Source organism: Pseudomonas fluorescens (genome assembly GCF_001708445.1).
GTDB classification, from domain to species: domain Bacteria; phylum Pseudomonadota; class Gammaproteobacteria; order Pseudomonadales; family Pseudomonadaceae; genus Aquipseudomonas; species Aquipseudomonas gorinensis.
Genome location: NZ_CP015637.1, coordinates 5,259,083 through 5,285,572, shown reverse-complemented (window position 1 = coordinate 5,285,572; position 26,490 = coordinate 5,259,083). Strand labels below are relative to the sequence as shown.

22 protein-coding genes and 1 pseudogene are annotated in these 26,490 nt (G+C 60.7%); 15 read left to right on the top strand and 8 right to left on the bottom strand.

Annotated elements, in window-relative coordinates:
- Positions 1-2,037 carry a sensor histidine kinase gene (locus A7317_RS23470; protein ID WP_069076926.1) on the top strand — a complete coding sequence of 679 codons (2,037 nt, stop codon included), beginning with the start codon at positions 1-3 and terminating at the stop codon, positions 2,035-2,037.
- Positions 2,038-2,039: 2 nt separating this feature from the next.
- Positions 2,040-2,618, top strand: a complete 579-nt coding sequence (locus A7317_RS23465; protein ID WP_024077158.1) for a cob(I)yrinic acid a,c-diamide adenosyltransferase — start codon at positions 2,040-2,042, stop codon at positions 2,616-2,618.
- 127 nt (positions 2,619-2,745) lie between these two features.
- On the opposite strand, the gene A7317_RS23460 is transcribed toward A7317_RS23465, so the two are convergent.
- From A7317_RS23460 to secA, 3 genes are all read right to left on the bottom strand, one after another.
- Positions 2,746-3,690 carry a Nudix family hydrolase gene (locus A7317_RS23460; protein WP_069076925.1) on the bottom strand — a complete coding sequence of 315 codons (945 nt, stop codon included), beginning with the start codon at positions 3,688-3,690 and terminating at the stop codon, positions 2,746-2,748.
- Positions 3,691-3,840: 150 nt separating this feature from the next.
- Complete coding sequence (gene argJ, locus A7317_RS23455; RefSeq protein WP_024077160.1) at positions 3,841-5,058, bottom strand: bifunctional glutamate N-acetyltransferase/amino-acid acetyltransferase ArgJ; 1,218 nt, start codon at positions 5,056-5,058, stop codon at positions 3,841-3,843.
- A 124-nt stretch (positions 5,059-5,182) separates the two neighbouring features.
- The gene (gene secA / locus A7317_RS23450) at positions 5,183-7,918 is read right to left on the bottom strand and encodes a preprotein translocase subunit SecA (protein ID WP_024077161.1); all 2,736 of its coding nucleotides are present in this window, start codon (positions 7,916-7,918) and stop codon (positions 5,183-5,185) included.
- A 305-nt stretch (positions 7,919-8,223) separates the two neighbouring features.
- Between secA and A7317_RS23445 the strand changes: the two genes are divergently transcribed.
- Complete coding sequence (locus A7317_RS23445) at positions 8,224-8,679, top strand: DUF721 domain-containing protein (protein ID WP_024077162.1); 456 nt, start codon at positions 8,224-8,226, stop codon at positions 8,677-8,679.
- Positions 8,680-8,683: 4 nt separating this feature from the next.
- Here A7317_RS23445 and A7317_RS23440 read toward each other — a convergent pair whose 3' ends face one another.
- Positions 8,684-10,162 (bottom strand): helicase HerA-like domain-containing protein, encoded by a 1,479-nt coding sequence (locus tag A7317_RS23440; protein WP_024077163.1) that lies wholly within the window; start codon positions 10,160-10,162, stop codon positions 8,684-8,686.
- Positions 10,163-10,366: 204 nt separating this feature from the next.
- Between A7317_RS23440 and A7317_RS31700 the strand changes: the two are divergent.
- From A7317_RS31700 to A7317_RS23420, 5 genes and pseudogenes are all read left to right on the top strand, one after another.
- A pseudogene (locus A7317_RS31700) lies at positions 10,367-11,398 on the top strand (cache domain-containing protein); the annotation flags it as partial.
- A 93-nt stretch (positions 11,399-11,491) separates the two neighbouring features.
- Entirely contained in the window at positions 11,492-12,256 is a 765-nt protein-coding gene (locus A7317_RS31695; RefSeq protein WP_370531131.1) for a methyl-accepting chemotaxis protein, read from the top strand.
- 187 nt (positions 12,257-12,443) lie between these two features.
- Entirely contained in the window at positions 12,444-13,565 is a 1,122-nt protein-coding gene (locus tag A7317_RS23430; protein WP_024077165.1) for a glycosyltransferase family 4 protein, read from the top strand.
- Positions 13,558-14,301, top strand: a complete 744-nt coding sequence (locus A7317_RS23425) for a DUF2334 domain-containing protein (protein WP_069076923.1) — start codon at positions 13,558-13,560, stop codon at positions 14,299-14,301. Before A7317_RS23430 ends, A7317_RS23425 begins: the two co-directional genes overlap by 8 nt.
- Positions 14,298-15,398: a lysylphosphatidylglycerol synthase transmembrane domain-containing protein gene (locus tag A7317_RS23420; protein ID WP_069076922.1), complete on the top strand. Its 1,101-nt coding sequence runs from the start codon at positions 14,298-14,300 to the stop codon at positions 15,396-15,398. The genes A7317_RS23425 and A7317_RS23420 overlap by 4 nt, the downstream gene beginning before the upstream one ends.
- Positions 15,399-15,524: 126 nt before the next feature.
- Here the strand turns inward: A7317_RS23420 and purU are convergent, their stop codons facing one another.
- A complete protein-coding gene (purU, locus tag A7317_RS23415) occupies positions 15,525-16,373 on the bottom strand; it encodes a formyltetrahydrofolate deformylase (RefSeq protein WP_024077168.1) in 849 nt (282 codons plus the stop codon).
- A 351-nt stretch (positions 16,374-16,724) separates the two neighbouring features.
- Here purU and mvaT point away from each other — a divergent pair, with 351 nt between their 5' ends.
- Entirely contained in the window at positions 16,725-17,099 is a 375-nt protein-coding gene (mvaT, locus tag A7317_RS23410; protein ID WP_024077169.1) for a histone-like nucleoid-structuring protein MvaT, read from the top strand.
- Positions 17,100-17,189: 90 nt separating this feature from the next.
- Here mvaT and sbcB read toward each other — a convergent pair whose 3' ends face one another.
- On the bottom strand, positions 17,190-18,617 hold the full coding sequence (gene sbcB, locus A7317_RS23405; protein WP_024077170.1) for an exodeoxyribonuclease I: 1,428 nt from the start codon (positions 18,615-18,617) through the stop codon (positions 17,190-17,192).
- Between the two features lie 167 nt (positions 18,618-18,784).
- Between sbcB and A7317_RS23400 the strand changes: the two genes are divergently transcribed.
- From A7317_RS23400 to A7317_RS23375, 6 genes are read left to right on the top strand one after another with little or no spacing between them, the layout of a single operon-like run.
- The gene (locus tag A7317_RS23400) at positions 18,785-19,477 is read left to right on the top strand and encodes an RDD family protein (protein ID WP_041161009.1); all 693 of its coding nucleotides are present in this window, start codon (positions 18,785-18,787) and stop codon (positions 19,475-19,477) included.
- Positions 19,474-20,454, top strand: coding sequence for a stage II sporulation protein M (locus tag A7317_RS23395; protein ID WP_069076921.1), 981 nt, complete (start codon positions 19,474-19,476; stop codon positions 20,452-20,454). The genes A7317_RS23400 and A7317_RS23395 overlap by 4 nt, the downstream gene beginning before the upstream one ends.
- Positions 20,441-21,967, top strand: coding sequence for a DUF4129 domain-containing protein (locus A7317_RS23390; protein WP_069076920.1), 1,527 nt, complete (start codon positions 20,441-20,443; stop codon positions 21,965-21,967). Before A7317_RS23395 ends, A7317_RS23390 begins: the two co-directional genes overlap by 14 nt.
- Positions 21,967-23,124, top strand: coding sequence for a DUF4350 domain-containing protein (locus tag A7317_RS23385; RefSeq protein WP_041161289.1), 1,158 nt, complete (start codon positions 21,967-21,969; stop codon positions 23,122-23,124). Before A7317_RS23390 ends, A7317_RS23385 begins: the two co-directional genes overlap by 1 nt.
- Positions 23,121-24,116, top strand: a complete 996-nt coding sequence (locus A7317_RS23380) for an AAA family ATPase (protein WP_024077175.1) — start codon at positions 23,121-23,123, stop codon at positions 24,114-24,116. Before A7317_RS23385 ends, A7317_RS23380 begins: the two co-directional genes overlap by 4 nt.
- A gap of 7 nt (positions 24,117-24,123) precedes the next feature.
- Positions 24,124-25,455 (top strand): DUF58 domain-containing protein, encoded by a 1,332-nt coding sequence (locus A7317_RS23375; RefSeq protein ID WP_024077176.1) that lies wholly within the window; start codon positions 24,124-24,126, stop codon positions 25,453-25,455.
- A 60-nt stretch (positions 25,456-25,515) separates the two neighbouring features.
- Here the strand turns inward: A7317_RS23375 and A7317_RS23370 are convergent, their stop codons facing one another.
- Positions 25,516-25,875, bottom strand: coding sequence for a PilZ domain-containing protein (locus A7317_RS23370; RefSeq protein WP_041161290.1), 360 nt, complete (start codon positions 25,873-25,875; stop codon positions 25,516-25,518).
- Positions 25,876-26,101: 226 nt separating this feature from the next.
- Positions 26,102-26,476 (bottom strand): hypothetical protein, encoded by a 375-nt coding sequence (locus tag A7317_RS23365; RefSeq protein WP_024077178.1) that lies wholly within the window; start codon positions 26,474-26,476, stop codon positions 26,102-26,104.
- Positions 26,477-26,490: the final 14 nt, after the last annotated feature.

Below are 26,490 nucleotides of genomic sequence, written 5' to 3'. Positions count from 1 at the left end.
ATGCCACTGCGCCAGCGTCTCGAAAATCTCCCGGTGGGGCAAAAGCTGCTGGCCGCCCTACTGGTGCTGCTGACCACTGTATTGCTGGTGGCCAACCTGACCTTTATCAGCGCCGCCTACTGGATTTCCCAGGAAAGCATGGCGCCCCAGGCCTTGCAGGCCATCGGTCGGCTGGTGTCCAACCCGGCACTCGCCGCCGAAGCCCTGGAATCTCCAGCCAAGGCCGACGCTCTGCTCAATGAACTGACCAGCTATTCGCCGCTGCGCGCCGCCGCACTGTACGACGGCGAAGGCAACCGCCTGGCGCAGATGCAACATGGCGACCGCCTGCACTTGCCGGACAGCTACCGGCATATCGAGGCCTGGCGGGTCACTGAATTCCGCAGCAACCAGGTGATCACCCTGCCTCGCGCGGGCCAGCCATCCGGGCATTTGCTGCTGGTGGCCAGCAGTGAGCTGCCGGTGGCGTTCTACACCGGTACGCTGACCGCCAGCCTGGGTATCCTGATTTTCAGCGTACTGCTGTGGCTGGTCATCGCCCGGCAGATCAAACGCTTGATCACGCGCCCCATCCATGAGCTGGAAGAGCTGTCCCGCCAGGTCACCCGCGAAGAGAACTACGCCCTGCGCGCCGGCCGCGGCAACCGCGATGAAATCGGCAGCCTGGCCGAGGCCTTCAATACCATGCTGTCGCGTATCGAAGCCCGCGAACAGCAGCTCAAGCGCGCGCGGGACGACTCCCAGGCCGCCTATTCCCAGGCCCAGGGCCTGGCCGAGGAGACGCGCCACACCAACCGCAAGCTGGAACTGGAAGTCCAGGTGCGCAGCAAGATCGAGAAAAAACTCACCGGTTTCCAGAATTACCTGAACAGTATCATCGACTCCATGCCGTCGGCGCTGATCGCCCTGGATGAGCAGCTCTATGTCACCCAGTGGAACCAGGAAGCCAGCGCGCTTTCCGGTACGCGCCTCGACGAAGCCTTGAACCAGCCGATCTACCTCGCCTTCCAACCCCTCAAGCCGTACCTGCCGCAAATCAAGGCTACCGTCGAGCAGCACACGGTGGAACGCATCGAGCGGGTCACCTGGATCAAGGACGATGAGCCCAAGCATTACGCCCTGACCTTCTACCCGCTGACGGGCGGTGCCGGGCGCGGCGTGGTGATCCGTATCGATGACATCACCCAGCGCCTGTCCCTGGAAGAAATGATGGTGCAGTCGGAAAAAATGCTTTCCGTCGGCGGGCTCGCGGCCGGCATGGCCCATGAGATCAACAACCCGCTGGGAGCGATCCTGCATAACGTGCAAAACATCCGCCGCCGCTTGTCGCCCGACCTGCCCAAGAACCTGGAACAGGCCGAGCAGGTTGGCATCGACCTGGACACGGTCAACCGCTACCTGCAAAGCCGCGAAGTGCCGCAGCTGCTCGACGGCATCCAGCAAGCCGGCGCGCGGGCGGCGAAGATCGTGACCCATATGCTCAGTTTCAGCCGCCGCAGCAATCGGCAAATGGCGCCTTGCGACCTACCAGCCCTGATCGACCAGGCCGTGGAAATTGCCGGTAATGACTTCGACCTCGCCATCGGCTTCGACTTCAAGGGCCAGGCGATCATCCGCCAATTCGACCCGCAACTGGGCCCGGTGCCCGGCACCGCCAACGAGCTGGAGCAGGTGTTGCTCAACCTGCTGAAAAACGCCGCCCAGGCCATTCACCTGCGCGAAGACGATCGCGAGCCCGGACGCATCATCCTGCGCACTCGGCTTAATCCGCCCTGGGCCGAAATCCAGGTGGAAGACAACGGTATCGGCATGAGCGAAAACGTGCGCAAACGCACGTTCGAGCCATTCTTCACCACCAAGGAGATCGGCCAGGGCACCGGGCTTGGGCTGTCGGTGTCGTACTTCATCATCACCAACAACCATAAGGGCCAGATGGAGGTGCACTCCACCCTGGGCCAAGGTACCTGCTTCACCTTGCGCCTGCCCCTGGCGGGCAGCCAATTGTCCCCCGCTGAACTTACCCAACTGGAGCACTGACCATGGGCTTTCGCCTGTCGAAGATTTACACCCGTACCGGCGACCAGGGTGAAACCGGCCTCGGCGACGGTCGCCGCGTGCCCAAGGACCACCCACGGGTGGAAGCCATTGGCGAAGTCGATACGCTGAACAGTCAGTTGGGGTTGCTGCTGGCGTATCTCGAAGCACTCGGCGGGCAGCATCCAGGCTTACAGGACGTGATCGAGGTGCTTACGCCTTGCCAGCATCGATTGTTCGATCTGGGCGGCGAGTTGGCGATGCCGGAGTACAAGGCACTGAATGCGGCGGAAGTTGATCGGCTGGAAGCAGCGATTGATCGCTGGAACGAGGAAGTCGGACCGCTGGAAAACTTTATCTTGCCTGGTGGTTCAGCGCTGATTGCCCAGGCCCATGTATGCCGCAGCCTGGCGCGCAGTGCCGAGCGGCGCTGTCAGCATCTGAATGCTGTAGAGCCGTTGGAAGGGGTGGGGTTGGCGTATATCAATCGGCTGTCGGATTTGCTGTTTGTGGCGGCGCGGGTGATTGCCAAGCGCCAGGGTGTTGCAGAAGTGTTGTGGCAGGCGGCGGCGAAGCCGCACTGATGATGATTCGGTGACTGATTGGGCCTCATCGGGGGTGCCCCCTCCCACATGTTGATCACATTCCAAAGTTGGAACTCGGTCGAATGTGGGAGGGGGCTTGCCCCCGATAGGGCCCTTCAGAGCACCATCAAACCTCAGGCCAGAACGCCCGAATCCCTGCGACACCTTGAGCGCCGGCTTCCCACGCCTGCTCCCGCTGCGCAGGCCCAACCCCGCCTAACAGAAACACCGGTTTGCTGAACCCACGGATCAACTCTGCCGCCAGTTCCCAGCCCAACGGTTGGGCATCAGGATGGGTCTGGGTCGGCTGCACGGGCGACAGCGTGACAAAATCCACGTCCATCATTTCCGCCAGCGCCAGTTCTTCGGCGTTGTGGCAGGAAGCCGCCAGCCAACGATCCTTGGGCAGCGGGCGGCCCTTGCTCGCGTATTTGCGCAGTTGCGCGGCGGTCATGTGCCAGCCGGCCGCCGGAAAATCCCCCAGCCATTCAAACGGCCCCTTGAGCATCAACTGCGCCTTACCGGCGCACAGCCCCACTGCGTCCACCGCAAGGTCACGGTACTTGGGGTCATAACCGTTGGGGGCACGCAACTGAACCAGTTTGACGCCACCGGCAATGGCTTTCTGGATACCACGCAACAATGTCGGGGTTTCCAGCTCGCCCGGGGTGATCAGGTATTCGGCGGGCAAGCGTGCGGCGGCAACGATCGGCGCATTGGCTGCCGGAAACTCATAGTTGAGCAAATCCCGTTGGGCCACCCACGCCAGCGGCTGCCCTTCAGCACCATGGGGCTCGCCGGTAAAGGCCGAGACTTCCCAGACATCCAGCAACACCTGCTTGTCCGGGTAGTCATGCTGCACCTTGATCAGTGGCCGCGCCGTGGTGACCTGGATACCCAGCTCTTCCTGCAACTCGCGGGACAGCGCGGTGGCGACCGACTCGCCGGCCTCCACCTTGCCGCCAGGAAACTCCCAGAGACCGCCCTGATGCTGGGTATCGGCGCGGCGCGCCAGCAGGATCCTGCCATCGACGCCGCGGATCACCGCTGCTGCTACATGCACTCGTTTCACGCCACTGTCTCCCTTACAAGCCTTGAGCTGCCCTTTGCAGGAGCGAGCCTACTCGCGAAAAACGCCCAGGCACCGCGTGCATCCAGAATGTCCGCGTTATCGTTGACGTTCTTCGCGAGCAAGCTCGCGCCTACAAGGTAACGTTCGTTTTCAGGTGCGGTATTCCGCATTGATCTTCACGTATTCGTGGGACAGGTCGGTGGTCCAGATGGTTTCGCTGCAGTTACCACGCCCCAGTTCGATGCGGATGGTGATTTCTTCCTGCTGCATCACCGCCGAGCCCTGGGCTTCGGTGTAGGTCTCGGCGCGCGCGCCACCGCTGGCGATGCATACGTCGCCGAGGAACACGTCGATCTTGCTCACATCCAGGTCCGGCACGCCGGCACGACCGACGGCGGCGAGGATACGCCCCCAGTTCGGGTCGGAGGCGAACAGTGCGGTCTTGATCAGTGGCGAATGGGCCACGGTATAACCGACATCCAGGCATTCCTGGTGGTTGCCGCCGCCGTTGACTTCAACCGTGACGAACTTGGTTGCGCCTTCGCCGTCACGCACGATGGCCTGGGCCACGTCCATGCACACTTCGAACACCGCCTGCTTCAATGCAGTAAACAGCGGCCCGTTGGCTTCGGTGATTTGCGGCAGGTTGGCTTGGCCAGTGGCGATCAGCATGCAGCAATCGTTGGTGGAGGTATCGCCATCAATGGTGATGCGGTTGAACGACTTGTTGGCGCCATCCAGGATCAGGCGTTGCAGCACATCGCGGGAAACTTTGGCGTCGGTGGCAATGTAGCCGAGCATGGTGGCCATGTTCGGGCGAATCATGCCCGCACCTTTGCTGATGCCGGTCACGGTGACCGTCACGCCTTCGTGCACGAATTGGCGGCTCGCACCTTTGGGCAGGGTGTCGGTGGTCATGATGCCAGTGGCGGCGGCCGCCCAGTTATCCACAGACAGGTCATCCAACGCGGCTTGCAGGGCCGCTTCGATTTTTTCCACGGGCAGCGGCTCGCCGATCACGCCGGTGGAGTACGGCAGTACCTGGCTGGCGTCCACGCCGGTCAGTTGCGCCAGCTTGGCGCAAGTGCGGGCGGCGGCGACCAGGCCAGGTTCACCGGTGCCGGCGTTGGCATTGCCGGTGTTGGTCAACAGGTAACGAATCGGGCCGGCCACGCGCTGCTTGGCCAGGATCACCGGCGCGGCGCAGAAGGCGTTGAGGGTGAACACACCAGCGACGGTCGAGCCTTCGGCACAGCGCATCACCACCACATCCTTGCGCCCCGGGCGTTTGATGCCGGCCGAAGCGATACCGAGTTCAAAACCGGCAACCGGGTGCAAAGTGGGCAAAGGACCAAGACCAACAGCCATGAATGCGCTCCTTAAAAATAGGTGATGTCTGTGCCGTCGCGTTCGACGGTAGGAATTAATGGCAAAACGCCGCGACGGCTGATGCCGGTCGCGGCGCGGGGTGTTGCAGCGTCAGGCGAAAATCTTAGTTGATTTCGCCGTGGCAGTGTTTGTACTTCTTGCCCGAACCGCACCAGCACAGCTCGTTACGGCCCAGCTTCTGCTCGTTGCGCACGGGGGTCTGGGCCAGGGCCACATCGACCTCCTCGCCCAACACCTCAGGAGCCTCGAGACCTGGCGCTTCGTCATGCTGGAATTGCATGCGCGCAGCCAAGGCCTCCGCTTCCTGGCGCAGGCGAGCTTCTTCCTCGACCGGATCTTCGCGACGCACCTGGACGTGGGACAACACGCGAATCGAATCGCGCTTGATCGAATCCAGCAGCTCGGAGAACAGCGTGAACGACTCGCGCTTGTACTCCTGCTTAGGGTTCTTCTGGGCATAGCCACGCAGGTGGATGCCATGACGCAGGTGGTCCATGGTCGACAGGTGGTCTTTCCACAGGTCATCCAGCACGCGCAGTACGATTTGTTTTTCGAAAGTACGCAGGGCTTCGGCGCTCGCCTGCTCTTCTTTCTCGTTGTACGCGGCCAGCAGCTCGGTCATGAGCTTCTCGCGCAGGGTTTCCTCGTACAGGTGGTCGTCTTCGTCGAGCCATTGCTGGACCGGCAAGTCAACACCGAAGTCGCTCTTCAACGCAGCTTCCAGACCGGCAACATCCCACTGCTCAGGCAGGGACTGTGGCGGAATGTGCGCGCTGACGGTGGCGTTGAGCACGTCCTGGCGGAAATCGGCAATGGTCTCGCCAATGTTGTCGGCGGCCAGCAACGTGTTACGCATGTGATAGATCACTTTACGCTGTTCGTTGTTGACGTCATCGAACTCGAGCAGTTGCTTACGAATGTCGAAGTTACGACCTTCTACCTTGCGCTGGGCCTTCTCGATGGCGTTGGTCACCATGCGGTGCTCGATCGCTTCACCGGACTGCATGCCCAGGGCCTTCATGAAGTTCTTCACCCGATCCGAGGCGAAGATACGCATCAGGCTGTCTTCCAGCGACAGGTAGAAACGGCTGGAACCGGCGTCACCCTGACGACCGGCACGACCACGCAGCTGGTTGTCGATACGGCGCGACTCGTGGCGCTCGGAAGCGATCACCTGCAGGCCACCGGACTCCAGCACCGCCTGGTGGCGTTTCTGCCAGTCGGCCTTGATCTGGGCGATCTGCTCAGGGGTCGGGTTGTCCAGGGACGCGACTTCCACTTCCCAGTTGCCGCCCAACAGGATGTCGGTACCACGACCGGCCATGTTGGTGGCGATGGTCAGCGCGCCTGGGCGGCCGGCCTGGGCGATGATCTCGGCTTCTTTTTCGTGGAACTTGGCGTTGAGGACCTTGTGCTCGATGCCTTCCTTGTTGAGCAGGTTGGACACATGCTCGGAAGTCTCGATGGTGGCGGTACCCACCAGGATAGGACGACCCTGGGCCATGCCGTCCTTGATGTCATTGATGATCGCCGCGTATTTCTCTTCGGCGGTCAGGAACACCAGGTCGTTGAAGTCTTTACGCGCCAATGGCTTGTTCGGCGGAATGACCACCACCGACAGACCGTAGATCTGGTGGAACTCGAACGCTTCGGTGTCGGCGGTACCGGTCATGCCGGACAGCTTGTTGTACAGACGGAAGTAGTTCTGGAAAGTCGTGGACGCCAACGTCTGGCTTTCAGCCTGGATGTTGAGCATTTCCTTGGCTTCGATGGCCTGGTGCAGGCCTTCGGACAGACGACGACCCGGCATGGTACGGCCGGTGTGTTCGTCAACCAGTACGACCTGGCCGTCCTGGACGATGTATTCGACGTTGCGATGGAACAGCTTGTGGGCGCGCAGGCCAGCATACACGTGGGTCAACAGGCCCAGGTTGTGTGCCGAGTACAGGCTTTCGCCCTCGGCCAGCAGGCCGATCTGGGTCAGCATGTCTTCGACGAACTGGTGGCCGGCTTCGTTGAGTTCGACCTGGCGGGTCTTCTCGTCGATGGTGAAGTGACCTTCTTTGGTCACCACGCCTTCCACTTCCTCGATGTGCTGCTCCAGGCGCGGGATCAACTTGTTGATCTCGGTGTACAGGCGCGAGCTGTCTTCGGCCTGGCCGGAGATGATCAGCGGGGTACGGGCTTCGTCGATGAGGATGGAGTCGACTTCGTCGATGACGGCAAAGTTGAGTTCACGCTGGAATTTTTCTTCCATGCTGAACGCCATGTTGTCGCGCAGGTAGTCGAAGCCGAATTCGTTGTTGGTACCGTAGGTGATGTCGGCAGCGTAGGCCGCGCGTTTTTCTTCCGGCGGTTGGAACGGCGTCACGACACCGACGGTCAGGCCGAGGAATTCATACAGCGGGCGCATCCAGTTGGCGTCCCGGCGGGCCAGGTAGTCGTTCACCGTCACAACATGCACGCCCTTGCCGGACAGTGCGTTGAGGTAAACACCCAGGGTCGCCACCAGGGTCTTGCCTTCACCGGTACGCATTTCGGCAATCATGCCTTCATGCAAGGTCATGCCGCCGATCAACTGGACGTCGAAGTGGCGCATGCCCATGACGCGCTTACCGGCTTCACGGGCAACCGCAAAGGCTTCGGGGAGCAGCTTGTCGAGGGTTTCACCTTTGGCTATGCGGGCCTTGAACTCTTCGGTCTTGGCGCGCAATTGCTCGTCCGAAAGGGCAACCATCTGCTCTTCGAAGGCATTGACCAGCTGCACCGTCTTGAGCATGCGTTTGACTTCGCGCTCATTCTTGCTTCCAAAAAGTTTCTTTAACAAAGGCGCAAACATATCGGCAGGTTCTTCCACACATAGGGATGGAGGGCGCACCGTGAGTGGCCCGAGCAGCCCTCACGGCCGCATGCGAACGCGCATTCTACCCGGAATCGTGGGTGAGGAAAGTGGCGTTGTTCCCCGATGCTGGCATGGTGCTGTGAGAGGGCTTGTTTAAAATAAGGGCTTTTGCTGGAACTTCAACCCATGGAGCCCAGAAGTTATCTATTGATTTCACGGGTAAAGCCTCGCCAATGCATTGCCTGGGGGTGCCTGGGCGGATTCTGCTAAGATGGCCGCTCTGTTACTTTAGGTGTCTGATCATGGCATTTCGCCCTCTTACAGCCCGCGCGCCCAGCGTGTTGCTTCGCGAAGCCAAACCGTTGAAAGCCATCTTCGGCCATGCGCAACGCTTGGGCCATTTGCAACGCCTGCTTGAAACCCAACTGCAACCTGCCGCGCGGGAACACTGTCATGTGGCCTCCTGGCGCGAAGGCAACCTGCTGCTAATTGTCACAGATGGCCATTGGGCGACACGCCTGCGCTATCAGCAAAAACGCCTGCAACGGCAATTGATGGCCTTCGATGAGTTCGCCAGCCTGACGCGGATCCAGTTCAAGGTGCAGCCGCCGACCGTGCAGCAAGGCGCGGTCGGGCACACAATCAATTTATCGGTGAACGCGGCCGAGACCATTCAAGCCACGGCCGACGGCATCAGCGATCCGGGCTTGCGCGCGGCACTGGAGCGCCTGGCCGCGCATGCCAAGCCCAAGCCCTGATCCGTTATTTGCGCTTGCTCCCCCCCAGTAAAGACCCCAACAAGCCCCGCACCAATTGCCGTCCCATCTGATTGGCGGCTTGCTGCATGGCGGACTTGAGCGCCTTGCCCGCCGCGGTCCCCAGGAACGCACCGGCCTTATCGGTAAAGCTCGGCTCCTGGGCTGCAGGCGTGGACGCCTCGGCAGGCCCCAATTCCTTGCGCGCCATCAGTACTTCATAGGCCGACTCTCGATCAATCGGCTTGTCATAACGGCCTTGCAACGGCGAACTGGCGACCAAGGCGGCACGTTCACCGTCACTGAGCGGCCCGATCCGCGATTGTGGCGGTGCGACCAACACGCGCTGGACGACTTCCGGTGTGCCTTTTTCCTGCAAGGTGCCCACCAATGCCTCGCCCGTACCCAACTCCGTCAGGACCGCCAAGGCATCGAACGCCGGGTTGGGGCGAAAGCCGTCCGCCACCGCTCGCAGGGATTTCTGCTCCTTAGTGGTGAACGCACGCAACCCATGCTGGATACGCAGGCCCAGTTGCGCCAGCACCGCATCAGGCAAATCGCCAGGGGACTGGGTGACGAAATACACCCCGACCCCCTTGGAGCGAATCAATCGAACCACTTGTTCCAGGCGGTCCTGCAAGGCCTTGGGCGTGTCGGCGAATAATAAGTGGGCCTCGTCAAAAAACAGCGCCAGCAGTGGTTTGTCCGCATCGCCGCGTTCCGGCAGCTGCTCAAACAACTCAGCGAGCAGCCACAGCAGAAAGGTCGCATAGACCTTCGGCGCGTCATGCACCAGGCGGCTGGCGTCCAGCAAATGGATGCGTCCGCGTCCGTCGCTGGCAGGCTGCAAAATATCCTCAAGCTGCAGGGCCGGCTCGCCAAACAAGGCTTCGGCACCCTGCTGCTCCAGCACCGCCAGGCGCCGCAACAATGCCTGGCTGGAACCCGTGGTCATCAGCGCGGCATCTTCCCCCAGCAGTTCCGGGTGATAGCGTAGGTGGTTGAGCAGCGCCTTGAGGTCCTTGAGGTCCAGCAGCAACAGGCCTTCGCGATCTGCCACCTTGAATGCCGCGTAGAGCGCCGACTGCTGGCTGTCCGTCAACTCCAGCAGGCTGCCGAGCAACAGCGGGCCCATTTCGCTGATAGTGGTGCGCAAGGGATGACCAGACTGGCCATGAATGTCCCACAGCGTGACCGGATACGCTTTGCTCGTGTAATGAAGAAAGGGCATGCCGGCGATGCGTTCGGCCACCTTGCCCTGCGGGTTCGCCGCAGCGCCCAGGCCACAGAGGTCACCCTTTATATCGGCGGCAAATACCGCCACGCCCGCATCACTGAACGCTTCGGCCAGGCGTTGCAGCGTGACGGTCTTGCCCGTGCCGGTGGCGCCAGCAATCAACCCGTGGCGGTTGGCCAGGCGCATGGCCTGGGCGATGGGCTGGTCGTCGGGACCGGCACCAATAAGGAGCTGCGAGGAATCAGGCATTTCGTCACCTATGGTTAATCTTTCGTGCCGCCAGTCGATACAGACAGATGTGAGACCCACAAAGTCTAAAAATAGGTCAGATAGTTCCTACAGGGACCCACAGAGCTATCGCCAAGAAGTATCACACCTTTTTTGACACTGCCATTTTGCGCCTCCCACAAGGACGCGCTTCGGATATAAAGACCTTAGCGGACCCTTCAAGCCATGAATAAAAATCTGCGTTTCAGCCATAAAATCCTGCTTGCAGCCTCCCTTATCGTCATTGCCGCCTTCGCGCTGTTTACCCTCTACAACGACTACCTGCAACGCAACGCGATTCGCGACGACCTGAATAACTACCTGCATGAAATGGGCGATGTCACCGCCAGCAACATTCAAACCTGGCTCACCGGGCGCATTGCGTTGGTGGAAAACGCTGCGCAAAACATCGCCATCAATCCCGAACCAAGCGTGGTTGCCAGCCTGCTGGAACAGAAAGCCCTGACCTCTGCATTCATGGCGACCTACGTGGGCGACAGCAAAGGCGCCTTCACCATCCGTCCCGACACCAAGATGCCGGACGGCTTCGACCCGCGCGTTCGCCCCTGGTACAAAGGCGCCCAGAACAGCAACGGCTCGACCCTGACCGAACCCTACATCGATGCCGCAACCGGGCAATTGATCATCTCCATCGCCACCCCCAGCGCCAAGGGCAGCCAGAGCATCGGCGTGGTCGGCGGCGACCTGAGCCTGCAAACCCTGGTGGACAACATCGCAGCCTTGAACTTCGGCGGCATGGGCTATGCGTTCCTGGTCAGCGCCGACGGCAAAGTGTTGGTGCACCCGGACAAAAACCTGGTGATGAAGACCCTGGCGGACGTCTACCCGACACACACCCCCAAAATCAGCGGTGATTTCAGTGAGGTCCAAGCCAATGGCAAAGACAACATCGTGACCTTCACGCCAATCAAAGGGCTGCCATCGGTGAACTGGTACCTGGGTATTTCGGTGGATAAAGACAAATCCTTCGCCATGCTCAGCGAATTCCGTACCTCGGCCGTCATCGCTACCGTCATTGCCGTGGTGATCATCATCGCCCTGCTGGGCATGCTGATTCGCGTCTTGATGCAACCGCTGCACGTGATGACCCGTGCCATGCAGGACATCGCCGACGGTGAGGGTGACCTGACCCGCCGGCTGACCATCCAGAACCACGACGAGTTCGGCATCCTGGGGAATGCGTTCAACCGCTTCGTGGAACGCATTCATACATCGATTTGCGAAGTGTCCTCGGCCACCGAGCACGTCAACGAAGTGGCCCTGCGGGTGGTCAGCGCCTCCAACTCGTCAATGGTCAACTCCGACGAGCAGGCCAACCGTACCAACAGCGTTGCCGCCGCCATCAACGAGCTAGGGGCCGCAGCCCAGGAAATCGCCCGCAACGCTGCGCAAGCATCCAACCAGGCCAGCGATGCGCGGCAGTTGGCCGAAGACGGTCAACAGGTGGTTGATCGCAACATCAAGGCGATGACCCAGCTTTCCGCGATGATCAGTACCTCAAGCAGCAATATCGAAGCACTTAACAGCAAGACGGTGAATATCGGCCAGATTCTTGAGGTAATCACCAGTATTTCCCAGCAAACCAACCTGCTGGCACTCAACGCCGCCATCGAAGCGGCGCGTGCCGGGGAAGCCGGACGCGGGTTTGCGGTGGTCGCCGATGAGGTGCGCAACCTCGCGCATCGCACCCAAGAGTCGGCGCAGCAGGTGCAGACCATGATCGAGGAGCTGCAAATCGGCGCCCGAGACTCGGTCAGCACCATGAGCGAAAGCCAGCGCCACAGCCTCGACAGTGTGGAAATCGCCAACCTGGCCGGCGAACGCTTGAACAGCGTGACCCAGCGCATCGGTGAGATCGACGGGATGAACCAGTCCGTCGCCACCGCCACCGAGGAGCAGACGTCGGTCGTGGAGTCGATCAACATGGACATCACCGAGATCAATACGCTTAACCAGGAAGGCGTGGAAAACCTGCAATCAACCCTGCGCGCGTGCTCGGACCTGGAACAGCAGGCGGCACGGCTGAAGCAACTGGTGGGTAGTTTCCGCATCTGACAGGCAGCCCTCTCGCTCGCGATAGCGCAGTATCAGCCGGTGATGTATTGACTGAACCACGGCTATCGCGAGTGAACCCGCTCCCACACTGACGCAGTTCAAACTCGATCGCACCGTGCATCCCCAATCTCGATCGAACATCTATCCTTACCTCAGGTCCACGTTAGGAGAGCAACGGATAGGAGGGATGTTCATCGTGCACATTGCGGACATAACCATGTTCTACGCCCCTGCCAGCGGTGGCGTACGCACTTATCTCGACGCCAAGCATCGGCGTCTGGCGCTCAAGCCCGGCATTCGCCACAGCCTGTTGATCCCCGGTGCGCACTTGAGCGAACAGGATGGGATCTTCAAGGTGCCGGCGCCTGCCCTGCCCTTCGGCAAAGGCTATCGCTTCCCCCTTCGGCTCGCGCCCTGGCGAAATGTCCTGCATGACTTACAGCCCGATCTGATCGAAGTTGGCGATCCCTACCTGACCGCCTGGGCGGCACTGGATGCGCGGCGCCAGCTGGATGTGCCGGTCATCGGCTTCTACCATTCCGATTTACCGCTGCTGGTGAGCAACCGCATGGGGCCTTGGTTTACCCCTAACGTCGAGGCGTATGTCAGCAAGCTCTACGGCAATTTCGATCGGGTATTGGCGCCGAGCCAAGTGATGGCCGACAAGCTCATCGGGCTTGGGGTCAGGAATGTGTTCGTGCAGCCGCTGGGTGTCGACCTGCAGACCTTCACGCCGGCCGTGCGTGACCCCGGCTTGCGCGCCGAACTGGGGATTGATGAAGACACCCGCCTGCTGATCTTCGCCGGGCGAGGTTCCAAGGAAAAAAACCTGCCAGTGCTGCTCAAGTGCATGAAGCGCCTGGGGGATGGCTACCACTTACTGTTAGTGGGCTCTGGCATGCCGGCCAGCGTACCGGACAACGTCACGGTGATCGATGGGTTCCGCCCCGCCCTCCATGTCGCCCGGTTGATGGCCAGTGCCGACGCGCTGCTGCATGCCGGAGACCAGGAAACCTTCGGCCTGGTGATCCTGGAGGCCATGGCCTGCGGTATCCCGGTCGTTGCCGTGGCGGCCGGTGCGTTCACTGAGATTGTCGACGAGCGCTGCGGCCTGCTCTGCGCGCCCAACCACCCCAAAGCGATGGCCGATGCCGTGCGCGAGTTGTTCGGCACCGATAGTCGGCGCCTGGGGGAGCAGGCACGACGCCATGTCGAACAGCATTACGCCTGGGACACGGTGGTCGATAGCCTGCTGGGTCATTACTACGCGGTGCTGGGCCGCCACAAACCGATGCTCGCCCATGGTTGAGCGCTCGGTTTTACTGGTGCTGCACGATGTCGCGCCGCACACCTGGACCGACTATCGCCCATTCGTCGAAGCTGTCGACGCCTTGGGCGCCGTGCCGATGACCTGGCTGGTGGTGCCGGACTTTCATCATCGTGACGCCCTGGCCGCCCACACTGATTTCCGACGGTTGCTCGACACCCGCGTCGCCAAGGGCGATGAACTGACGTTGCACGGCTACTACCATTGCGACGATCAACCGCCACCGCGCTCGCCAAAAGAGTGGTTCATGCGCCGGGTCTATACCCATGAAGGCGAGTTCTACCAACTGCCCCAGGTCCAGGCCTTGCAGCGTATTACCGATGGCATCGAGGTGTTCCAACGCAATGGCTGGCCGCTGCAGGGCTTCGTCGCCCCTGCCTGGCTGATGAGCCAGGGCACTCGCCAGGCACTACGCCAATTACCCCTGAGCTACACCAGCGACCCGCAGCACCTGTATCGCCTGCCCGACTTCACCGCGCTCAATGCGCCGGGGCTGGTGTGGAGCGGGCGCAGCGCCTGGCGCCGTGGCTTGTCCAAAGTCCTCAGCGACCGACGTGAGCAACACTGGCAAACAGCCCCGGTCATTCGCCTGGGGTTACACCCGGTGGACATGCGCCATGAGTTTTCCCGCCGTTATTGGCTGGACACCCTGCAACGCCTGTTGAACGCCGGACGCACCCCACTGACCAAGGCCGCGTGGCTGGCGATGCAGCCGTGAGCCGATTGATCTGGCTGTTGCTCGCCCTGCTGGTCGCGCTGGTGATTCCCGTGGGATTGGGGGGCAGCGAAACCATAACGCGCCTTCGGCAATTCCCCTTGCCGCTGCTGTTGCTGATGTTCGCCATGATTGTCCTGTGCTGGCTGATCAACAGCCTGCGCATCCGCTTATTGCTGGGCATGCACCGTAGCCGGTTGGGGCGACTTAAATGCCTTGGGGTGGTGATCTCGACTGAGTTCGCCATGTGCGCCACACCCGGTGGCAGCGGTGGACCGCTGACCTTGATGGCCTTGCTGGCACGCCACGGTATACGCCCGGCCCACGGCAGCGCGGTATTCGCCATGGACCAGTTGAGCGACTTGCTGTTTTTTCTTTGTGCACTGGTGGGGATCGCGTTGTACGCGCTGTTCCACAGCCTCAATCCACGCCTGGAATGGTTGCTGGGGCTCAGCGCCGTATCGATGACCGGGGGCGTTGTCAGTTGCCTGCTCATGGTGCGATTTCATCGGCGCCTGATTCGCGTGATAGGCCTGGCACTCAAGGTCCTAAAGGTTCGGGCCACGACACGGCGGCGCTGGGCACGCCGGCTGCTGCATTTTCTAGCGGCATTCAGTGACACGCTGAAACTGCCTTGGCACACACTGGTGGCAGTGTTCGCGCTGACCAGTCTGCATTGGCTATTGCGTTACAGCGTGCTGTACCTGGCGCTACGCGGGCTGGGCGGCGATGTGCAGTGGGCCTGGAGCTTCCTGATCCAGATGCTGTCTTTGACGGCGGGGCAATTCAGCCTGTTACCGGGCGGTGCCGGCGCGGCGGAACTGACGTCGGCGGCCTTGCTGGCGCCCATGGTGGGCAAATCCACCGCCGCGGCGGCGATTTTGATCTGGCGGGCGGTGACCTATTACTTCTATTTGTTGGCCGGTGGGCCGGTGTTTGTGCTGATGGTTGGCAAACCACTGCTCAAGCGTCTTTTTCAGGGTAAGCAGGTTGCTCCTGCAACTGCTCCCATAACTGGGCAGCCCCTGGGAAGTCCGTACCATCCTCGGCATCCAGCGCATCCGGGTCATAGCGACTCAGACACCCCTCGCCCAACGTAGCGGGCGCCTTGGATGTGGCTTTATCGAGCGGGTCGGTCATGGGCTTGTCCTCTTATGCCGATCAATAAAAAGGGCCTGCGACGATTTAACGCCCAGGCCCTTCTTTGTTCAATCAAAACACGATGATCAGAACACGACCGTCTTGTTGCCGTGCACCAGCACGCGGTCTTCCAAGTGATAACGCAGGCCACGGGCCAGCACCATCTTCTCGACGTCGCGGCCGAAACGCACCATGTCTTCAATGCTGTCGCTATGGCTGACACGCACCACGTCCTGCTCAATGATCGGGCCGGCGTCCAGTTCCTCGGTCACGTAGTGGCAGGTTGCGCCAATCAACTTCACACCACGCAGGGAAGCCTGGTGATAAGGCTTGGCACCGACGAACGACGGCAGGAAGCTGTGGTGGATATTGATGACCTTGCCGGCGTATTCGCGGCACAGGTCCGGTGGCAGGATCTGCATATAGCGCGCCAGTACCACCACATCAGCGTCATGCTGCTTGACCAGGCGGGAGACCTCGGCGAACGCGGGCTCCTTGTCCTGTGGGTTGACCGGTACGTGGTAGTACGGGATGCCATGCCACTCGACCATGCTGCGCAGGTCGTCATGGTTGGAGATCACACAGGCAATCTCACAGTCCAGTTCATCGCTGTGCCAGCGGTGCAGCAAGTCAGCCAGGCAGTGGGATTCGCGGCTGGCCATCAGCACCACGCGTTTTTTCTGCTCGGTGTCGGTGATGCGCCAGGTCATCGAAAACTCTTCGGCGATCGGCGCAAAGGCCTCACGAAAAGCTTCAAGACCAAAGGGCAGCGTATCGGCACGAATTTCGTGACGCATGAAGAACCAACCGCTGAGATTGTCCGAGTGATGGCTCGCCTCGGTGATCCAGCCGTTGTGGGAAGCCAGAAAGTTACTGACTTTGGCAACGATGCCAACCCGGTCCGGGCAAGCTATCACCAGCCGAAAAGTGCGCATTAGGGGGGAACTCCAGAACTTCGCAAAGGCCGCTATTCTAGCGATTACGCAGAAAAACTGCAGTATTCCTTGAGGCTTATTCTGACAGCCCGGCCTGGCCACAGCCCTTAATAGCGTAAGGTTTTAGCACTGCTATATGAAGATGCATGGGCAAGCACGTGCAGTTGCGAGGGAAATTAACGAGATTATCTATAGCCGTGCCCTCTACTAATTAACTCAATTGCATCGCTTTGCCACAAACATTCAAAGTAATTCACATAAATGCATTCTTAAATGTTTACTTGATGAAATTGCCTGACTATTATTGGGCCACTATCCCTGTCAATCAGCGCTCTACATAAGGTAGTCCACATGTCTCTGATCAACGAATACCGTGCCACTGAAGAAGCTATCAAAGAACTGCAAGCCCGTTTGAAGAACCTGTCCCAAGACGACAAGCTGCAAACCGAGCTGGAATTCGAAGGCAAACTGCGCACCCTGATGGGCGAATACTCCAAATCCCTGCGTGACATCATTGCGCTGCTGGATCCAGAATCGAAAGTTAAAGCACCACGTGGCGCCGTAAAAACTACCGGCACCAAGCGTGCTCGTAAGGTCAAGCAATACAAAAACCCACACAACGGCGAAGTGATTGAAACCAAAGGCGGCAACCACAAGACGCTGAAAGAGTGGAAAGCCAAGTGGGGCGCTGACGTGGTTGAAGGTTGGGCTACCCTGCTGGGCTAAGCCTTGCCAGGCTTGCGCCTGATACGCGACACATTAAAAACGCCAGCTTGCTGGCGTTTTTTATTGCCTGCAGATTCTGCAATTAGCTGACTACAGCTTCAAGCGCGCCGCTAATGCATTGGCAAACTCCTGCCATTGATCGAGCACCTGGCATTGAAACGGCGTAGCACTAACAGCCAACTCCTGGCGCGCCTGATTAAATGCTTCCAGGGTATTGGGGGCGCCCCATTGTGGATCGCTCAAACGTTGCTGACAGAAGAATTGCCAGCGTTGCTGCTCCTCACTGTTCAAGGTGTCAGGAAAGTTACGCGCTCGGTAGCGGAATAATAATTCCGGCAAACGCTGATCATCAAATGGCCACTGCTGGCTCGCTAATTGCGCAGGCTCTGCCGCTCGCACTTGCTCGCATAAACGACGATCACGATCACCGATAAAACCATCGTAGAGCTGCTGCTCCGGGTCGGTCACCGGTGCAAACTCTTCATCCGCGTAAATCGCCGCCAACTTGTCGCGCCAAACTTCCTGTGCGTCAGTTAGCCGCAGCGCACGCGCCTGATAAGCGTCCATATCCAATTGCAGCCGCGCACGGTCTTGGGCACGCAGCACGTTCAACGGTGCGACCACTGGACAGCGGTTGATATGCAACAACTTGAGCGGCACCGGCAACTCGCCTTCGGCCAGTTCATCACGGCGAGTATAGAGGCGTTGGCGCAAGGTCTCGGCGTCCACGTCCAACAGGCCCTGCGGGTCGAGCCCGAGGTCGCAGACGATCAGCGCATTGCGATTGCGCGGGTGCCAAGCCAGGGGCAATACAACCCCCAGATAATGGCGTTCGGCAGAAAAACGCCCGGAGATATGCACCATCGGTTGCAGCAGGCGCACCTGGTCCATCACCCGCTGCTTGCTGCGCAGCTGGAACAGCCAGTCGTACAACTTGGGCTGTTTCTCGCGCACCAGCCGGGCCAGGGCAATGGTGGCGCGCACATCGGACAAGGCATCATGGGCCTGGCCATGCTCGATGCCATTGGCCTCGGTCAAACGCTCAAGCTTGAGCGTGACACGCCCATCCTGCTGGGGCCAGGTGATCCCTTCCGGGCGCAGCGCATAGGCGGTTCGCACCACATCGATCAAATCCCAGCGACTGTTCCCGCCCTGCCATTCACGCGCATAGGGGTCGAAAAAGTTGCGATAGAGGCTGTAGCGCGTCATCTCATCGTCAAAGCGCAGGGTGTTGTAACCAGCGCCACAGGTGCCGGGAGCCGCCAGTTCTGCATGCACCCGAGTCATGAAGTCGGCTTCGGCCAAGCCCTTTTGCGCCAGGATGCCCGGGGTAATGCCGGTAATGGCGCAGGCCGCCGGGTGAGGCAGGATATCGTCACTGGGTCGGCAATACAGGTTGACCGGTGCGCCAACCTCATTGAGGTCGAGGTCAGTGCGGATACCCGCTACCTGAAGGGGGCGATCGCTGCGCGGGTTGATGCCGGTGGTTTCATAGTCGTACCAGAAAATGGAGGTCACGGGCTGTTCCTGTGCTGAAGATCGACAAAGTCTAGGCGCTGCAAGGCGTTCGGGGCCAGCGCTACCTTAACGGTACAAACACCCAGAAAAACCTTGAATGGTTGCTTCCACCGCCGACACTGCTAGCATCCGTGTCTTCCAACTGCCCTGCACTGCCAAGGATCGCGATGCCATCAGCCCCATTGGATACCCGTTACCAGATCGAGACCCCGGAGGGCATCGACCTGCCCTTGCGCCCGGCCGGCCTGCTGCCACGCGCGCTGGCCTTTGCCTTCGACCTGGGCGTGCGCGGGCTGTTCATGGGCATCCTGCTGGTGCCTTTGGCCCTGCTCGGCAATATCGGCATAGGCCTGGGTTCGCTGCTGCTGTTCCTGGTCAGTTGGTGGTACATGGTGCTGTTTGAAGTTCTCAACCAGGGCTGCTCCCCCGGCAAGCAAGTCATGGGCCTGCGCGTGGTACAGGACGACGGCACGCCTGTTGGCTGGTCCGCTTCGCTTATCCGCAACCTGCTGCGCTTTGTCGACATGCTGCCTTTCGGTTACTTTCTCGGCGCCATCAGTTGCCTGCAACATCCTCATTTCAAACGACTGGGCGACCTGGCCGGCGGCACGCTGGTGATCTACCGTGAACACCCCCTGGCTCGTCCACAGGTGCCCCCGGCGGCGGCCCTGCGCCTGCCCTTCGCCCTGGAGCTCAGCGAACAACGTGCGATCCTGGGTTTCGCGGAACGCCAGGGCCAACTGTCGGCTGAGCGGGTACACGAACTGGCCTCAATCCTTGCAACGCCCCTGCAAGTATCCCCGGCTCGCGCCGTGGAGCAGCTCAATGGCGTGGCGCGTGGCTTACTGGGGCCGACATGAAGCAGAGCCTGTTCGAAAGTCGTCATCAAGCGCAATGGCAAGCCTTCGCCGAGCAACTGAAGCAGTTGGAGCAAGGCAACGCCAAGGCCGGTGATGTGGCCGACTTCCCTCATCAATATCGACGCTTGTGCCAACATCTCGCCCTGGCCCAGGAGCGTGGCTACAGCAGCTACCTGGTGGACCCGTTGCAACAGCTGGCACTGCGCGGCCACCAACAGTTGTACCGCCATCGCAGCCAGTTGGGGGCTAACCTGTTGAGTTTCGTCCTGGCCGACTTCCCTCGGCTGGTGCGTGAACAATGGCGTTTCGTATTGATCGCCAGCCTGCTGTTTTTCGGCAGCCTGGTGGGTATCGCGCTGCTGGTGTACCTGTTCCCCGAGCTGATCTACAGCATCGTCAGCCCCCAGCAGGTGGCCGAGATGCAAAGCATGTACGACCCCGATGCCAGTCGCCTGGGCCGCGTCGCCGACCGTGCCTCCAGTGAAGACTGGATGATGTTCGGCTACTACGTGATGCATAACATCGGCATCGCCTTCCAGACCTTTGCCGCCGGCTTGCTGTTCGGGCTGGGCAGCGTGTTTTTCCTGATTTTCAACGGCCTGATCATCGGCGCCGTCTCCGGGCACCTCACTGAAATCGGTTATGGCCAGACTTTCTGGTCATTTGTCATCGGCCATGGCGCATTCGAACTCAGCGCCATTGCCCTGGCCGGCGCGGCGGGCTTGCAGTTGGGCTGGGCGCTGATCGCTCCCGGCCGGTTGACCCGTGGCGAGGCCCTGCGGCTGGCAGCGCACAAAAGCGTGCAGATGCTCTGCGGTGTCATGGCCTTCCTGCTGATCGCAGCCTTTATCGAAGCCTACTGGTCATCCATTACCTCGGTCGCTCACTGGGTGAAATACCTGGTTGGTGCCGGGCTCTGGCTACTGGTGGCCGCCTACCTGATCCTTGCCGGACGGACTCATCATGCGCCTGAGTGATGCCAGCGTCGTGATTCGTCCCCGTACGACCTGGGAAGCCATGGACCTTGGCGTATTAATGGCCCGGGAACACCGCCTGTTGTTAATGGCCAGTTGGGCCATCGTCACCCTCCCGGTGTTCATCCTGTTGACCGCGCTACTGTGGCAATCCCCGTCCACGGCCATATTCCTGTTCTGGTGGTTAAAGCCCGCCTTCGACCGCCTGCCATTGCATATCCTGTCCAAAACCTTGTTTGGCGAGACGCCCAGCCTCAAGCAGGCGGTGCGCCAATGGCCGCGACTGCTCAAGGGCCAGTTGCTGGCCAGCCTGACTTGGCGGCGGTTCAGCCTGAGCCGCAGCTTTGTGATGCCGGTTAGCCAACTCGAAGGCCTGGATGGCCCGGCACGCCAAAAACGCCTGGGTGTATTGCAGCAACACAACGCCGGGGCCGCACGCTGGTTGACCATCCTAGGCGTGCATCTGGAGATTGGTCTCTGGTTTGGCTGCATGGCACTGTTCTATCTATTGATTCCACAGCAGCTTGAACTGGCCTGGGACTGGCAACGCCTGGCGCTGACGGGCGATTCAGAAGGGCTATGGCTGGAGCACCTGGGCAACGCCTTCTATGCGCTGATCCTGGTGTTCTGGGAACCGATCTACATCGCTTGCGGCTTCAGCCTCTATCTCAACCGCCGCACCGTGCTGGAGGCCTGGGACCTGGAGCTGGTATTCCGCCGCCTGCGCCAACGCTTGAGCAGTGTCGCGCCATTGCTGTTGCTGGTGGCCGGGCTGATGTTGCTGCCGTTCAGCCCACAGGCCCTGGCAGACAACGCCATATCACCCAAGCCACTGACGCCCCAGGCCTCCAGCCAATCGATCAAGGCGCTGCTGGACGTGCCCCCCTTCAAGAACCCGGAAACCGTCACCCACTACCGTTTTGGCGAGGATAAACCCGTCGTCAAAAACAAAGAGCACGGCGACGGCAAGCTGCCGGCCTGGCTCCAGGCGCTGCTGGACAATCTCAACAGCGATACCTTCAAGCCCGTCGCCCAAGCCCTGGAAGTGCTGCTATGGAGCTTGCTGGCAGGTAGCGTGGCCCTGCTGATCTGGCGCTATCGCGATTGGCTGCGCACGTTTGTCAGCCGGCAAGTGCCACCCAAGCCTGAAATCACCAGGCCGGTGCCGTCGCAATTATTCGGCCTGGAACTGGCCACCGAAACCTTGCCAGACGATATCGCCGCTACCGCCGAACAACTCTGGGCCACCCAACCACGGGAAGCCCTTGGCCTGCTGTATCGCGGCCTGCTCAGTCGGTTATTGCACGACTTCGACCTGCCGCTGAAAAGCGCAGACACCGAGGGCCAGGTCCTGGCTCGCATTCATCAGTTGCAACAACCGCAACTGCTGGCCTTCAGCGATGATCTGACCCGTCATTGGCAGAACCTCGCCTATGGTCATCGCCTCCCACCGGCCTTGGCACAACAGCAACTGTGCCGAGATTGGCGCGCCCTGTTCAACGCGGGGGCCGCATGATGAAACAACCGTTATTGTGGGTGGGGCTGCTGCTGGCATGCCTGTTGGGAGCGGGCGGCTTGTACGCGTGGCAGAAGGCTATCCCGTATGAGCAAGTAGTGGATCGCGGTCCATCGCCGGAGGCGCTGGCCAATCCCTACCTGGCAGCCGAGCATTTCCTGCGCCAGCAAGGCCTGTCGGTGGGGCATGCCAACGGCCTTGATCGGCTTGACGACTTGCCAGCCAAGGGCCACAGCCTGTTGTTGCTAGGTGAGCGCAGCAACATGACCCCACGCCAGGTGGATCAACTGCTGGCGTGGGCCAGGTCCGGCGGGCACCTGTTGGTGGTCGCCGAAGCACTGTGGGATGAAGAGACCGGTAAGAGCGGTGACTGGCTGCTCGATCGCCTGCACATCCACCAGACATTGAGCGATGACCCTGAAGCCCCCTCCCCGGCCCCCAAGAAGAAAACGCCGGACCTGACCAAGCTCTATGTCGACAATGAAACCGCTCCGGCCTATTTCAGCTTCGATACCGACTTCAATCTCACCGACCCCAAGCATGTCGCGCAGTTTTCCGCCAACAGCGCCAGGTCCAGCCACCTGATGCAACTCGACCTCGGGCAAGGCAATGTGACGGTGGTCACTGACAGCGACCTGTGGAACAACGCGAACATCGGCAAGCACGATAACGCCTGGCTGCTGTGGTACCTGAACCAGGGCACTGACGTGACCTTGCTGTTCAACAGCGACGTGGACGATCTGTTCACCCTGCTGCTGCGCCATTTCCCCCAGGCCCTGGTCGCACTCGCCGCGCTGCTCATCCTGGCACTCTGGCACGCCGGCATGCGCCAGGGGCCGATCCAGGCGCCCGCCCCCAAGGCTCGCCGACAATTGCAGGAGCACTTGAAGGCCAGCGCCGATTTCCTCATGCGGCGCAACGGCCAAGGCACGCTGCTCCGTGCCTTGCAGCGCGATATCCTGCGCGCCGCCCGGCACCGCCACCCCGGTTTTGAACACCTCGACACCGAAGAACAGTGGCGGGTCCTTGAACACCTGACACGCCAACCCTCCCACGTCATCAATCAGGCCCTCGGCCCACTTTCGGCAAAACGGCTTTCCAGCGCCGATTTCAGCCGTCAGGTGGCATGCCTGCAAACTCTCAGGAATGCCCTATGAGCGACTTTCCAACGGCCACGGCCCTGACCAGCGAAACCCTGCAACTCGCCAGCCAGCAGGCCCAGTCCCTGCGCATTGAACTGCGCAAGGCGGTCATCGGCCAGGATCAGGTAATCGATGACGTACTCACTGCGCTGATCGCCGGTGGCCATGTGCTGCTTGAAGGCGTACCCGGACTGGGCAAGACCTTGCTGGTGCGGGCCCTGGCCCGTTGCTTTGGCGGCGATTTCGCACGTATCCAGTTCACGCCGGACCTGATGCCCAGCGATGTCACCGGCCATGCCGTGTACGACCTGCACACCGAACAATTCAAACTGCGCAAGGGGCCGCTGTTTACCCACTTGCTGCTGGCCGATGAAATCAACCGCGCGCCAGCCAAGACCCAGGCAGCGCTGCTCGAAGCCATGCAGGAACGCCAAGTCACCCTTGAGGGCGAGGCCTTGCCGATCGGCCAGCCGTTCATGGTGTTGGCGACCCAGAACCCCATCGAGCAGGAAGGCACCTACCCGCTGCCCGAGGCCGAACTGGATCGCTTCATGCTCAAGGTACGCATGGACTATCCCGACTCCCGGCAGGAACTGGACATGGTGCGCGAAGTCACGCGTTCGTCCCGGGCCGACATGCTGGATGTCCAACCGCTGCGAGTCGTGCTGCAAGCCGGGGATGTACTGAAGTTGCAGCAGATAGCCAGTGAGCTGGCGCTGGACGAGCAAGTGCTGGACTACGCCGTGCGCCTGGCCCGGGCCACCCGCAGTTGGCCGGGGCTGACCATCGGTGCAGGTCCGCGCGCCTCCATTGCCCTGGTACGCGGTGCCCGTGCCCGGGCCCTGCTGCGCGGGGGCGAGTTCGTCACCCCGGACGACATCAAGGGCTGCGCCTTGGCGGTGCTGCGCCACCGGGTTCGTATCGCTCCCGAACTGGATATCGACGGACTGGAGGTGGACCAGGTGCTCAAGCAATTGCTGGACCAGATTCCGGCGCCTCGCCAATGAGCCGTCCATGAAGCCGACTCGTCTGCTGTTGAGCTGGCTCGGCGTGCTGCTGGGCTTGAATATCCTGCTGGGTACGGCGGCAGCGTTGCAGCTCAAGCTACCCACCAGCCTGCATTCAGTCGCCTGGGGCCTGCTGCTGGCGCTGTTGCTGCTGGCACTACTGGACGCAGCTCGCCTGCACCGCCGCCCCTCCGTGCGGGTACAACGGCAGATGCCAGGCAGCCTGGCGCTGGGCCGCTGGGGAGAAGTACGCCTGAAACTCGAACATGATTACCCACAGCCGCTGACCGTACAGGTGTTCGATCACGTCCCCGACGGCTTGAGTGTGGAGAATATGCCCCAGTCCATCGAACTGCGCCCGGGCGAATGCAGCGAATTGGGCTATCGCCTACGCCCTTTGCGGCGCGGCCATTTCAGTTTCAGTCAATGCGAGATACAGCTGCCCAGCCCCTTGGGGCTGTGGGCCGCACGACGCTTTACCCAAGCCAGCGATGCCACCCGCGTCTACCCGGATTTCGCCCGCCTGTATGGCGCCCAGCTATTGGGTGTGGATAACTGGCTGAGCCAACTGGGAGTGCGTCAACGCCAGCGACGGGGGTTGGGCCTGGAGTTTCACCAGTTGCGCGAGTTCCGCGAGGGCGACAGCCTGCGGCAGATCGACTGGAAGGCCACCGCGCGCCAACGCACGCCGATTGCCCGGGAATACCAGGACGAGCGCGACCAGCAGATCGTGTTCATGCTCGATTGTGGCCGACGCATGCGCAGCCAGGATGCCGAACTGTCCCACTTCGATCACGCACTCAACGCCTGCCTGCTGCTCAGTTATGTCGCCTTGCGCCAGGGCGATGCGGTGGGCCTGTGTACCTTTGCCTGCGACCAGCCGCGCTACCTGGCCCCCGTCAAGGGCACCGGCCAGTTGAACCTGTTGCTCAACGCCGTATACGACCTGGACACCACCCGACGCACAGCCGATTACGAGGCCGCAGCCAGTCAGTTACTGGCGCGGCAAAAACGTCGGGCATTGGTCATTGTGGTGACCAACCTGCGGGATGAGGACGATGAGGCATTACTGACAGCGGTCAAGCGCATCGGCCGACAGCACCGGGTGATGGTCGCCAGCCTGCGCGAAGACGTACTCGACCAATTGCGCCAGTCGCCGGTGCAAACCCTGCCCGAAGCGCTGGCCTACAGCGGCACCGTCGACTACCTGAATAAAAGGGACGAACTGCACGAACGCTTGAGCGCCCATGGGTTGTCGGTACTGGATACACCACCCTCAGGGCTGGGGCCGGCCTTGGTGACACGTTACCTGGGCTGGAAAAAAGCCGGCGTCCTGTGAAGGTCACACACGCCCCAACGTGGATAGCCCGACCTAAGCCGGGCGCGCAGCAAGTAGTGTCTAGGCAGAAGCCTGCAGGGGATCGAAGCTGAAGTAATGCAATAAGGCGTTGATCAGAAGACTGTACTCTGGCGACGCATCAACCACCCTGAACCCGGAATCATAGTGCTGCGGGTTGACGTCCTCATGGCTCCATAAACAGGCAGCTGTAAGGTCAATGGCCTGAAAATCGCCGTCGGCCGCAGGAATCTTCAAGCGCAGCTCGAACTCTACGTCGACCATCATCGGCAATTGGCTGATCAACATCAGCCCATCTTCGGACACGTTACCCAAGTAGCCAATGGGTTTGTCCGTCAGCCGGTTGAACACTTGCAGGAAACAAGACAACTGATGTCGCTCAATCCGTCGATCAGTAAACATGATGAAATCGCCATCCATTGGCCATGACTCTGGCCTTACCAGTGATTCGGAACGGCTAATGCAAGGCCGCTCTCCCTGGGAATCGGTGCGACAACAGCAAGCGCCTTGTCACTCTACGGCTGCCAATCCCAAGCATTCCATCCGTATGAGTACAAACTTGTACAAACGGACACTCAAAGAATAGCCCAAGACTGGCGACGGGCCAGCTATAGAATGACAAATATCATCACAACGAGGCCGGACGTGGCTGCGCAACGCTCGCGCCGGGGTAATGCCCGAGTTGCTGCAGGGTATCGAGCCGGGCACGGGCCCGATAAGCGTACTCACTGGACGGGTACTGATTAATGATGAACTGATAGGTCTGCACCGCATCGACAAACAGCTTCTGCCGCTCCAGGCATTGCCCGCGCAACATCGAGACCTCAGGTTGCACATAGCGGCGGGTACGGCTTTCACGGTCGACCTGGGACAATTCCAGGGTCACGCGTTCGCAGTCACCGACCCCGTACGCACGGTAGGCGTTGTTCAAATGGTGGTCCATCGACCAGCGGGTGCAGCCGGTAACGCTGACGGCCAGGGCAGCAATGAGCAAAATTCGCATGGGGGTTCTCCTGT

Coding starts and splice junctions, on each gene's coding strand:
- secA (WP_024077161.1), bottom strand. CDS start 7,918: ATGTTTGCGCCTTTGTTAAAGAAACTTTTTGGAAGCAAGAATGAGCGC.
- A7317_RS23375 (WP_024077176.1), top strand. CDS start 24,124: ATGAAGCCGACTCGTCTGCTGTTGAGCTGGCTCGGCGTGCTGCTGGGC.
- A7317_RS23385 (WP_041161289.1), top strand. CDS start 21,967: ATGAAACAACCGTTATTGTGGGTGGGGCTGCTGCTGGCATGCCTGTTG.
- A7317_RS23465 (WP_024077158.1), top strand. CDS start 2,040: ATGGGCTTTCGCCTGTCGAAGATTTACACCCGTACCGGCGACCAGGGT.
- purU (WP_024077168.1), bottom strand. CDS start 16,373: ATGCGCACTTTTCGGCTGGTGATAGCTTGCCCGGACCGGGTTGGCATC.
- A7317_RS23390 (WP_069076920.1), top strand. CDS start 20,441: ATGCGCCTGAGTGATGCCAGCGTCGTGATTCGTCCCCGTACGACCTGG.
- A7317_RS23370 (WP_041161290.1), bottom strand. CDS start 25,875: ATGTTTACTGATCGACGGATTGAGCGACATCAGTTGTCTTGTTTCCTG.
- mvaT (WP_024077169.1), top strand. CDS start 16,725: ATGTCTCTGATCAACGAATACCGTGCCACTGAAGAAGCTATCAAAGAA.
- A7317_RS31695 (WP_370531131.1), top strand. CDS start 11,492: ATGGTCAACTCCGACGAGCAGGCCAACCGTACCAACAGCGTTGCCGCC.
- A7317_RS23425 (WP_069076923.1), top strand. CDS start 13,558: ATGGTTGAGCGCTCGGTTTTACTGGTGCTGCACGATGTCGCGCCGCAC.
- argJ (WP_024077160.1), bottom strand. CDS start 5,058: ATGGCTGTTGGTCTTGGTCCTTTGCCCACTTTGCACCCGGTTGCCGGT.
- A7317_RS23470 (WP_069076926.1), top strand. CDS start 1: ATGCCACTGCGCCAGCGTCTCGAAAATCTCCCGGTGGGGCAAAAGCTG.
- A7317_RS23440 (WP_024077163.1), bottom strand. CDS start 10,162: ATGCCTGATTCCTCGCAGCTCCTTATTGGTGCCGGTCCCGACGACCAG.
- A7317_RS23430 (WP_024077165.1), top strand. CDS start 12,444: ATGTTCATCGTGCACATTGCGGACATAACCATGTTCTACGCCCCTGCC.
- A7317_RS23445 (WP_024077162.1), top strand. CDS start 8,224: ATGGCATTTCGCCCTCTTACAGCCCGCGCGCCCAGCGTGTTGCTTCGC.
- A7317_RS23395 (WP_069076921.1), top strand. CDS start 19,474: ATGAAGCAGAGCCTGTTCGAAAGTCGTCATCAAGCGCAATGGCAAGCC.
- A7317_RS23365 (WP_024077178.1), bottom strand. CDS start 26,476: ATGCGAATTTTGCTCATTGCTGCCCTGGCCGTCAGCGTTACCGGCTGC.
- A7317_RS23380 (WP_024077175.1), top strand. CDS start 23,121: ATGAGCGACTTTCCAACGGCCACGGCCCTGACCAGCGAAACCCTGCAA.
- A7317_RS23400 (WP_041161009.1), top strand. CDS start 18,785: ATGCCATCAGCCCCATTGGATACCCGTTACCAGATCGAGACCCCGGAG.